8 protein-coding genes are annotated in these 9,415 nt (G+C 66.5%); 4 read left to right on the top strand and 4 right to left on the bottom strand.

Annotated features, from left to right (window positions below; all coding sequences use genetic code 11):
* Positions 1–236: 236 nt before the first annotated feature.
* Positions 237–1,190 (bottom strand): aldo/keto reductase, encoded by a 954-nt coding sequence (locus BXA10_RS30115; RefSeq protein WP_076474228.1) that lies wholly within the window; start codon positions 1,188–1,190, stop codon positions 237–239.
* Between the two features lie 125 nt (positions 1,191–1,315).
* Here BXA10_RS30115 and BXA10_RS30120 point away from each other — a divergent pair, with 125 nt between their 5' ends.
* From BXA10_RS30120 to BXA10_RS30130, 3 genes are all read left to right on the top strand, one after another.
* Entirely contained in the window at positions 1,316–2,233 is a 918-nt protein-coding gene (locus BXA10_RS30120) for a helix-turn-helix transcriptional regulator (RefSeq protein ID WP_076474229.1), read from the top strand.
* Between the two features lie 263 nt (positions 2,234–2,496).
* Complete coding sequence (locus tag BXA10_RS30125; RefSeq protein ID WP_076474230.1) at positions 2,497–3,084, top strand: tyrosine-type recombinase/integrase; 588 nt, start codon at positions 2,497–2,499, stop codon at positions 3,082–3,084.
* A 72-nt stretch (positions 3,085–3,156) separates the two neighbouring features.
* On the top strand, positions 3,157–3,369 hold the full coding sequence (locus BXA10_RS30130; RefSeq protein WP_139338250.1) for a hypothetical protein: 213 nt from the start codon (positions 3,157–3,159) through the stop codon (positions 3,367–3,369).
* A 172-nt stretch (positions 3,370–3,541) separates the two neighbouring features.
* Here BXA10_RS30130 and BXA10_RS30135 read toward each other — a convergent pair whose 3' ends face one another.
* The 3 genes from BXA10_RS30135 to BXA10_RS32805 all read right to left on the bottom strand — a co-directional run bounded on the left by BXA10_RS30135 (position 3,542) and on the right by BXA10_RS32805 (position 7,970).
* Positions 3,542–6,193, bottom strand: coding sequence for a DUF7824 domain-containing protein (locus BXA10_RS30135; RefSeq protein WP_139338251.1), 2,652 nt, complete (start codon positions 6,191–6,193; stop codon positions 3,542–3,544).
* Positions 6,190–7,566, bottom strand: a complete 1,377-nt coding sequence (locus tag BXA10_RS30140; protein ID WP_084753549.1) for an SWIM zinc finger family protein — start codon at positions 7,564–7,566, stop codon at positions 6,190–6,192. Before BXA10_RS30140 ends, BXA10_RS30135 begins: the two co-directional genes overlap by 4 nt.
* 116 nt (positions 7,567–7,682) lie before the next feature.
* Positions 7,683–7,970 carry a DUF3592 domain-containing protein gene (locus BXA10_RS32805; protein WP_084753551.1) on the bottom strand — a complete coding sequence of 96 codons (288 nt, stop codon included), beginning with the start codon at positions 7,968–7,970 and terminating at the stop codon, positions 7,683–7,685.
* Between the two features lie 278 nt (positions 7,971–8,248).
* Here BXA10_RS32805 and BXA10_RS31275 point away from each other — a divergent pair, with 278 nt between their 5' ends.
* Positions 8,249–8,890 (top strand): DUF3592 domain-containing protein, encoded by a 642-nt coding sequence (locus BXA10_RS31275; protein WP_139338253.1) that lies wholly within the window; start codon positions 8,249–8,251, stop codon positions 8,888–8,890.
* The last annotated feature ends 525 nt before the right edge of the window (positions 8,891–9,415 follow it).

Below are 9,415 nucleotides of genomic sequence, written 5' to 3' on the forward strand. Positions count from 1 at the left end.
GCCACCGCCACAGCCTGACCGCCGCAACGCCGCCAGACCGACAGGCCGGCCGGCGTGTCAACCAACACCGTGAACGTTCGTGGTCACGGCACTAGACCGATGAACCGCTCCATCGAGATTCCGCACCAAGCGATACTCGCGGCCCTGATCGCGGCCGACCGGGGACGGGCCGAGGATGACCCGACCCCGGTGCCGACTCAGCGAAACGCTTTCTCCGCAACGGGGGATGGTGCTTGCTACATCTCCTGCTCCCACCACCCGCGCGTGTCGACGTCCGCGGCGTCCCCCAGCGCCTCCAACTCCGCGATCTCCTCGTCGGCGAGCTCGATGCCGCCCGCTCGGATCAACCCGTCGATGTAACTCGTCCTCGTGACGCCGATGATCGGGGTGGTCCCCTTGGCGATGGCCCAGGCGGTGGCGACGTCGGCGGCGGAGGCGCCTCGGTTCCCGCCGATCGCGCGCATCCTGTCGGTCAGCGCCTGGAGCTTAGGCAGGATGCCGTTGTACGCGGCCGCTCGGTTGCTGCCCGCCGGCAACGGATGGGCCGGGCCGTACCTGCCGGTCAGCGCCCCCTGCTCGAGAACCATGTAGGAAAAGAACCGCACGTCGCGCTCGCGGCAGTAGTCGAGAATGCCCGCACGCTCGGAGCCGCGGTACAGGAGACTGTAGTGGTTCTGGACCGCCTCCACGCGAAAGCCGGCCTCGCCGAGGATCTGGTCGGCCAGAGCAATCTGCTTCAGGTTGTGGTTCGAGACTCCGACATGCTTGATCTTGCCGCTCTGCAACAGCGGAATCAGAAGCGGCGTCCAGCGAGCCACATCGGCGGGGTTGTGGATCCAGTACAGATCTACGTATTCCGTACCCAATCGGCCAAGGCTCTGCTCCAGCATCTCCGCGACCGGATCGTCGCCGTCAGCCGCCGCCTGCGGGGTGAACTTCGTCGACAGCTGGTACTCGCTGCGGGCGTAGCCCTTCAGCGCCTGAGCGAGGACCGTCTCCGAGTGACCCATGCCGTACACCACCGCGGTGTCCCACAAGGTGAACCCGTTCGCTTGCGCCTTCTCGACGACCTCGCGCAGGCCGGACGCCGTCAGCTGACTGCCGAAATAGCCGTCGCCCGCCTCACCGCTGTCTCCCCAGGCCCATGTGCCCAGCGCCACCGCTGGCACGGCCGGTGTCTTGCTCGTCATGTCTCCTACCTCCGTTACGCGTTCGATCCCAGAAGACCGCGATCGCCATGGCCGGGGAAGGTCGCGTTTATGGGGGTACAACCTCCACCCCTCTCGCGCCGCGACCGGCGGCTAGCGTGGAGAACATGGACCAGCAGCCCGGAAACCGCGGCGAGATCCGAGACTTCCTCGCCGGCCGACGCGCCAAAATCACCCCGGCGCAGGCCGGACTGCCGACCAGTGCCCGTCGCCGGGTCGCCGGGCTTCGGCGCGAGGAGGTCGCTGTCCTCGCCGGCGTGAGCACAGAGTGGTACACGCGGCTGGAACAGGGTCACATCGGCGGCGTGTCCGAAGACGTCCTCGACGCGGTAGCCCGCGCCCTGCGACTCGACGACGACGAACGCACCTACCTGTTCGACCTGGCCCAGTCATCGCGGGCCGCCAGGCGCACGCCATCGCGTCGCCGGGACGTCGAGGTCCCGCCGCGAGTCCAATGGCTGCTCGACTCCATAACGATGTCCTCGGCGTTCGTACGCAACGGCCGCACGGACGTCATCGCCAGCAACCTCCTCGCCCGAGCCCTGTACGCGCCGATGTTCGACAGCGCCACCATCGACAAGCGCGGCCGCCCCAACATCGCCCGCTACATCTTCCTCGACCCCGGCGCACACGACTTCTTCGTCGACTGGGACGCCGCCGGCAACGCCACCGCCGCCCTGTTGCGCGCCGAGGCCGCTCGCGAGCCCCGCGACCGGGCACTGCGCGACCTCATCGGCGAGCTGTCCACCCTCAGCCCCGAGTTCCGCGACCAATGGGCCGCGCACGACGTCCTGATCCGCCACGACGGCATCAAGCGACTCCGGCACCCCGAGGTCGGCCACCTGGAGCTGACCTTCCAGCACCTCGACCTGCCGCTGTCTAGCCGAGTCGTACACAACCTGATCAGCTACACCGCGGAACCCGGCACTGCCTCCGAAGACCGACTCAGACTCCTCGCCAGCTGGTCAGCCACTCCATCTCGGGTGGCAGACCCTCTCCATCAGAGCGGCGCCCCGAACGCGTGAGCTGCGGCGACAAAACAGTAACAAAAACACCGCCGATCCCGTACGGCGACGAGCCGGTCCGATCATCCAGATGAGGCTTCGCCGGATGGCGGCCACGCGGTGGGTCTACCTGATCGGCCGGATAGTCCTCGATCCAGGTGTGAGCTCGCCATCGTCGAATGGCGCGGTTCGCGACGTTACATCGGCGCGATGACGCCCAGGCATCCGGATTTGCCGCGTAGGGGGCGTTGACACCGGCTGCGAGTGGTGTCGCACCGTGAGGTATGACTACCTCTCCCGCTTCCGGCTCAGTCGTCTCTCCTGATCGTGTTGTTCTGCGTGCGGCGGTAGCCGCCTACCTCGGCCGCTACCGCGGTGACACGCGCCTACACACCCAGTCCGACCTGCGCGTCTACCTGACCTGGTGCGCCAACCATGACCTGGATCCGCTGACTGTTGCGCGCGCGGACATCGAGCGGTACGTGCGCTGGCTGCAGGACGTACGCCGCTTCCAGCCCTCGACCGTGTCCCGTCGCCTGTCGATCGTGGTCGGCTTCTACCGCGTCTGCGTCATCGACGACATCCTGCCGCACTCACCCGCCGACTACGTCCGCAGACCCACAGTGCCGCCCGAATCACCCACCCTCGGACTCGGCCACCTCCAGTTCGAAGCCCTGATTACCACCGCACGCCCATCGGCCAACCCGAACGACTTCGCCCTGGTCGCCATGCTCGGCCTACTCGGGCTCCGCATCTTCGAAGCATGCGGTGCCAGCCGAGTCTTCTCGCCAGCGGGCCAACGAACGTGTCGCCTAGCGCCTTCGTCGAGGGCCGCGCCGGTCGCCGCGTCTCCGGGGCCACACGACACCTAATGACCAGCCTGTTCGCTCACCGACCCGAGGTGGACGCCCGGCGACGACGCCTTGGTGCTCGCTGGTCGCGAGTTGCGCGCTGACATCGCGGTCGAGTCCACGGCACGGTTCGGCGACCTGGTCTGGGACCTGATGCCGGCGTTGGTGCAGAAACATCAACGGCGCATGAAGTTGGACTTCACCACGCTCCCGCAGCGCTACCGGGTCGCATGGTTTACAGGCCACGTAGCGACGAGGCTGCGGCTCGGCGCATTCTCCGACGTCGCGAAGAATGGCGAACGATGAACCACGCCGCTGGACGTGGCCGGTTCCGTGGGGTGTGCTCATAAAGGTCGAATGGGAACCGGCTCATACTGTAGTAGTACTTCGTCACGTTTTCACATAGGTCGCTATCTGTTGCTGTGGCGAATCGTCAGCTCCCGCGTGGATCTGCACGCGGTCTGGCGTACCGCTGGTTTCAGCGCAGTACGTCGCGTAGTAGTCGGGCGTTCTTCACGGTCTGGGTTGATCCGGTGCGGGCGGCCACCGCGTCGACTTCGGGGATGTGGCCCTTGGCTCCGCAGCGTGAGGCGCATTCGACGGCGACGGCGAGGAACGCTCCGGCCTCGCGGATCGGTTCGTCGCGCAGCAGTGCGGGCAGGGCGGCTTGGAGTATCGACCAGATGGTGGCGTAGGCGCCGGTCTCGGCGGCCGCCCGTAGCCCATCGGCGATGCGCTTCGCGCCCCGCGACTGCCGTCGCAGCCTCACCTGGAGTTGTCCGGCAATCAGTGCGCTGTCCAGTTGGCCCTGCGCGGCGAGGATCAGCAGGGCGTCCACCGCCGTGTCGCGTTCGGTGTCCAGGTGCGCCAAGATCTTCCGGTGCATCGCAAATCCGGCTGCGCCGCCGCTTTCCGCCAAGCGCCGGAGCACATCGCCACCCCCTGAAACGCGTGCCGCCACCACGTCGCGGTGATGCGGCAACTGCGCCGCGCAGAAGGGCGCCGGGTAGCTGGCGCGTTCGTGCGTGCCGGTGATGAGGGCTGCGGCGACCGGCGGGAGGGGCGGTTCGTGGTCCAGCCCGGGCACTGCGAGGGGCCACCATTTCGGCTCGGCGCTGGTCGGATCGGAGACCGGCCATCCTTGCGGCGTTGAGTCCTGGTGTGGCAGGCCGCCGTCGCGCAGCCATTGCGCCAGTTGCTGTCCGGCGTCTGAGCGGAGTTCCCCGGCCGCGCGGTGTACGTGTTCGTCCGTGGTGGGGGTGACGCGGAGCAGGGCCTGTGCCAGGTCGATCGGGGCGGGTGTGACGCCCAGGCGCTCCAGCTCGGCGATCCGTTCCACCAGTACGTGGGCGTCCAGTGCGCCGGTGGAGTGGGTCGGCAGGGCCAGCAGGAACGGTTGCGTGCCGGATTCGATCAGCTCTATGGCCTCATTGAGACGTGCCTTGAGCAGCTCTCCGGGCGAGCCGCTCCCTTTGCGTTTCGACATGTGCCATGGCCGTGGCTCGTCGCCCCGTAGCGCCGCCGCCACGTCGTACAGGTCGGTCTGCGCGCTAAAGAGTGTCTGCTCGATATGGAATACGGGCTCCGGCGCCTTGCGCATGACGGGTGTGAGTGCGGTGGCGAGCGCGGCACGGTCGAGGTGAGAGTGGCGGACCAGGCCGTCCAGGGCGCGTTCGAACGCCACCACGTCGTCGCGGTTCGCGAGGACCACCGCGAGCTCCTGGGCGACCTCGGCGGCGGCCTGGATGGGGCCGGGTATGGGTCGCGGTTCGGGTACGGCCGGCAGCACCTCGACGTACGGCTCGACCTCGGCGACCTGATTGACGGCGCTGTCCTGCGGCGGGCCGAACAGTTCGGCGGCTCGTGCCGCCAAGCCGGGGCTGAGCGATTCGGCGGCCTTGCGCAGTTCCGGTGGCACGGAGCCGTCCGCGGCGCGTTTCACGGTCGGGAGGTGACGGGCGACGATTTTGAGCGCCTGCTCCTGCAACGCCAGGTCGGCGTGTTGGAAGGCGATCGCCACCTCGAGCAGGATCTGTCCGGTGCGGGTGGGGTCGCGTCGGGCGACCCGGTCGAGCCAGGTGAGCTGGGCGCGGACCAGCTTCTTCTCGGGGCGCAGCAGGACGCGTTCGCTCGCCTCGGTGCGGACGTCGTCCTCCAGCAGCCCTGCCGTGTCCAGTTCGATCAGGACCTCCTGGCCGTAGCCGGCCACCGGCGACGAGAGGTCGAGCATGGCCACGTGGTCCCGCAGGAAGGGGACCTTCTCGGCCGGGGTCAGTCCGAGGGCGCGCAGCAACGCCAGGTGCGGCGCGGTCTGCTTCTGGGAGCCGTTCTGCAGCAGCTGGGCGAGAGCGGGTTCGGCGAGAGCGTTCCGTTCGGCTGCCTTCTGGCTCTGTTCGGCGGGGGTGAGGGCGAGTTCCTCCAGCAGCGTCGAGGCGTACGCTGGATGGGCCTTGGCGACCTCCGCGAAGACCCGATGGACGAGCGCGGCCCGGTCTATCACGCCGTCGGCGGCCAGCTGGGACAACGCCCACACACCGCGAAGGGGAACGCCAGGCCGTGCCACGACCAGTGGGAGGAGCGTGAGGGTGCACGGGTCGTTGCGCAGCAGCTCCAGAAAGTCAGCACCCCGCACGGCGTTCAAGGGTCGCCACGGCTGATCCCTTCCCGAGTGGTTGTGCCGGTCGGCGAGCCAGGCGTTGATGTAGGTGTCGCAGGTCGGCGCCGGGCAGCCGGTGGTCTGGATGATGTGGTCGGCGAGGACGAACAAGGCGTGGTCGTGCCAGGCCGTGGCGTTCTGTTCACTGATCCGCGCGACCAGTTCGGCCTGCCACGTGGCGGGATACAGGTTCAGGACGTCCGCCATCGGGACGAGAGCGTCGTGCCGGATTTTGAACGTGGGCTTCCGGAGACCGGCCGCCGCAGCCTCCGGAGTGATCCAGCACCCCAGTTGGGCGGTGTACATGGCCACTCTCTGCTCTTTGGAGTGCTTCCGCCAGTCGTCCCAGTCCTCTGCGGCGAAGAGGGCTTCCACGTCCGGAGCATGGGCGGCGCGCTGTTCTGGGGTGAGGGCGGCCAGTTCCCGGAGCACTCCGGTCACGTCACCGGCCTTCGCCAGCTCGACCAAATTCATTGCACCGACTCCTTCATCGTGTCGCGAACCATCCGCGTGGCGAGCACGTGCTTACACGGTCCGCGTCCGCCCCGGTACTTCGCCCACCAGAAGCAGGTGCAGCTCATCTGTCCCGTGTCGTCGGTGCGAACCAGGTGGGCGTTCTCGTCCTTGCCCACCCGGGTCAGCGCGCCGTCGATTTGGACCGCGCCCTCGGCGACCAGTTTCCGCGCTCCGCGCAGCCGGGGGTTGCGCGCCTCCGCAGCACCCGTTGAGTACGGCAGATGCCGGTGGAAGTACGCCTGCTCCGCCAGGTCGTAGCCGATCTGGCCGGAGGTCCCCAGCATCGTCATCGCAGCGCGTACCCGCTCCGCCGGCAGGCCGGCCTGGCGGGACAGGTCGGCCACGTCGATCTTCGGCTGCCAGGCCAGCAGTTCCGCCACCTGGTCCGCGTCCTGCGCCGCCGATTCCGTCGCGAGGGCGTCGAGCACGCCACCCTCACCGGAGAACCCGCGTGAGGCGTCCTGCGAAAGCATCAGCGTCAGCCGCATGCCCGGCAGTTCGACCTCCCACGCGGCGGCGGTGGCCGCACCGTCGGCGACGTCGGGGGCGTACACCCGGAGGCCTGTCGCGTGCCGCATCACCTGCTGCAGGACCACGAGCCGCTCAGGGCCGGGCAGGCAGACGGCGCCGGGCCCCGGCCTGCTCGCGGGACGCAGAGCGCGTCCTGCGGGCACCAGCCATTTCGTCGTACGAGCGTTGGACTGGGCAGTCGGCTGCGGCAGCGACCGCAGGACGGCGGCGGCCTGCGCAGCCGGGACCTCGGCGCGCAGGGTGAAGCCCGCCGCGAGCACCTGGGCCTCGGCGAAGCCGCGCAGCCACCGATCCGGCAGCGGGACCTTCTTCTCCACGAACCGGCCGTCAAAGGTCGTGGCCTCGATCCCGTCCGGGCCGACCGTGAGATGCAGGGGGTCCAGGCCACCGAGCTTGGCGAGGGCCCGCCGCAGTGGCATGTTGACGTCGACGTTGGTGGTGCCGTGGCCGACGTCGTCACCATCGAGACCGGGCGGGAGAACGTCGAGGCGCGCGTAGACGCCGCAGCATCCGGAGAAGGACTCCATTCGCAGCCGGTCTCCGTTGGCCGTGACGACGGGGTCCAACCAGGCCGACAGCTGCGGCCGGTAGTAGCGGGCGGCAGCGACATCGGCGACCGCCAGCAACGCCGCCGCCGCGGCGGCCGGCGCGGTCAGAAACCCGTTGAAGAACCGCGGGTTGGTTACCTCACCAGCGGGTGTGTTGCCGCCGGAGGTCTCCAGCGCGAGGGCCCGGCCGGCCGAGGATTCGTGCACAGCGGAGGCGTGCAGGTAGGTGTAGGTCTGCATGAGCGAGGCCACGCGGGAAGGATAGCTTCCTGACCCACACCGGCCTGACCCTCGAACCCGACTCAACCTAACCGTTCAAGATCTGTAATTGGATGCACACGCTGGCGCGGCTCGTCTGTTCGTCAAGGTCAGAGGATGTTGAGGGCGGTAAGTACGCTGAGGGTCGTGAGGAAGAGACCGAGGGCGGTCAGAATCCATCCCATGCTGGAACCGGACTGACCGCTGGTATTGATGATGGCGCGGTGCGGCTTTCGAGGGTCGTAGAGGATCGTGATCCCATCTGCTGGTTGAGGAGGCCTGCCCTCACCGAAACTCGATGTGACCTCGACCTCGTGGCCTTCGACGGTCGTGAAGCGGAAGATCGGCCAGCTCACGCGGTCGTCCGGATCACGACTCGGCACCAGATCAGTGATCACGCCGGGTACCTGGACCCAGCGGGCACGGCGCCGCCGCGCTTTGGTGAGCAGCCAGGCTCCGCACGCCGCAGAGCGACGGGCAATAAACAGGTAACCTTCAATGTGAATCTGTCCCCTGGGGGAGGCTCGAAGAGGCCAAGCTGTGGATACGCCTAGGGGAGAATATGGTATCCATCTTTTCTGTAATCCAGCTGACTGGCGTGGTGCTTTTGCTGTCGGGGTTCGTGAGACTGTGGCGCATCTTGCGGTTGCGACGCCGTGGGAGCCGCGCCACGGGAATGGTCGTTGAGCATGTTCCAGCCCAAGGTCCCTGGATCCTGTTCCAGGACCAGCAAGGCAATCCACAATATTTCACCCCCGATCTCACCTCCTCCTGGAAACGTGCCTCCGGCGCACCCGCAGGCACCCAGGTGGAGATCGTCTACCTTCCGGAAGATCCGGAAAAGGTGCGACTGCTCATCGATACCTTGCCGATCAATACCAACAAAGCACTTGATGACCGCGCGTGGCGCTATGTCTACTTCAAGGCAGCGCGACTACAAGGTTATACAAGGCGTAAGGAAGATCGGCTTCGTCTGGAGCTCCGCGATCGCGGTCTACACACAGCGGGCACGGTCGTGATAAGGAAACCCTCGATTCCTAGGAAATCTGACAACTCTGAAAGATTTCCGATCGCTTACTATCCAAGGATCCAGTTCAAGGATCAGCGGGGCGGAACAGTCACATTCGTTTACCAATGGGCCCACATGGGTTTAGAGCCCCGCAGGCTTCCCGCAGTCGGCGAGCAGGTCCCTGTTATCTACCTGCCGGAATCACCTCATGTGGCGCGGATGCCAGGCATCGCCCGCACACTCGTGGATCTCGCTCTTCGTTTTTCTGTCGGCCTGCTGCTACTGCTTTTTATTAGGTGGCTAGATTGAGGCTAGCTACGGAACCGGAACCGTATTGAATGCGACAGACCCTGGCCTTTCAACCGCTGTACTCAATTCGATCGGTTTTCCGTCATCGGCGTTGATCGGAAGGTTGCAGCGGCTCTATCCGCTGTCGTGTTGCTTTTGGCGCACACCAAATGTCTATCCGGATGCGGGTGTACGCTTTGCGGCCGTCTTCGGTCTGATTGGCAGAACTGTAGTTTACGGGCTCGTCTTCTTGGCCGTTCTTGTGTCATTCCTAATTGTTGCACTGCGAACGAGGCGCGCACGTTGGCTGGGGGTTGGGGCTGCAGCTCTTAGCATAATCGGTTCTCTTATGTTCGTCGTTGACTATTCCGTCAATAATCAGATTGAGTCGGTGGCGACGAGCAGCTCGGCAACTCAAACGGTTGCGAAGCGTTGCCCTGGAAATAAGCCGGGGTCTGCTGCACCGATAGGTGACATCTGAGATGGCTTGCCCTAGTGGCGGGCTGGAAGGATGTCGCTGTGCCCAAGCCCTACCCCCGAGAGTTC

It is taken from the genome of Micromonospora avicenniae (genome assembly GCF_900156065.1).
Lineage (GTDB): Bacteria > Actinomycetota > Actinomycetes > Mycobacteriales > Micromonosporaceae > Micromonospora > Micromonospora avicenniae.

What these genes read in the sequence shown, in the direction of transcription:
- BXA10_RS31275 (WP_139338253.1), top strand. Translation starts at nt 8,249, where the DNA reads ATGGTCGTTGAGCATGTTCCAGCCCAAGGTCCCTGGATCCTGTTCCAG.
- BXA10_RS30120 (WP_076474229.1), top strand. Translation starts at nt 1,316, where the DNA reads ATGGACCAGCAGCCCGGAAACCGCGGCGAGATCCGAGACTTCCTCGCC.
- BXA10_RS30125 (WP_076474230.1), top strand. Translation starts at nt 2,497, where the DNA reads ATGACTACCTCTCCCGCTTCCGGCTCAGTCGTCTCTCCTGATCGTGTT.
- BXA10_RS30115 (WP_076474228.1), bottom strand. Translation starts at nt 1,190, where the DNA reads ATGACGAGCAAGACACCGGCCGTGCCAGCGGTGGCGCTGGGCACATGG.
- BXA10_RS30135 (WP_139338251.1), bottom strand. Translation starts at nt 6,193, where the DNA reads ATGAATTTGGTCGAGCTGGCGAAGGCCGGTGACGTGACCGGAGTGCTC.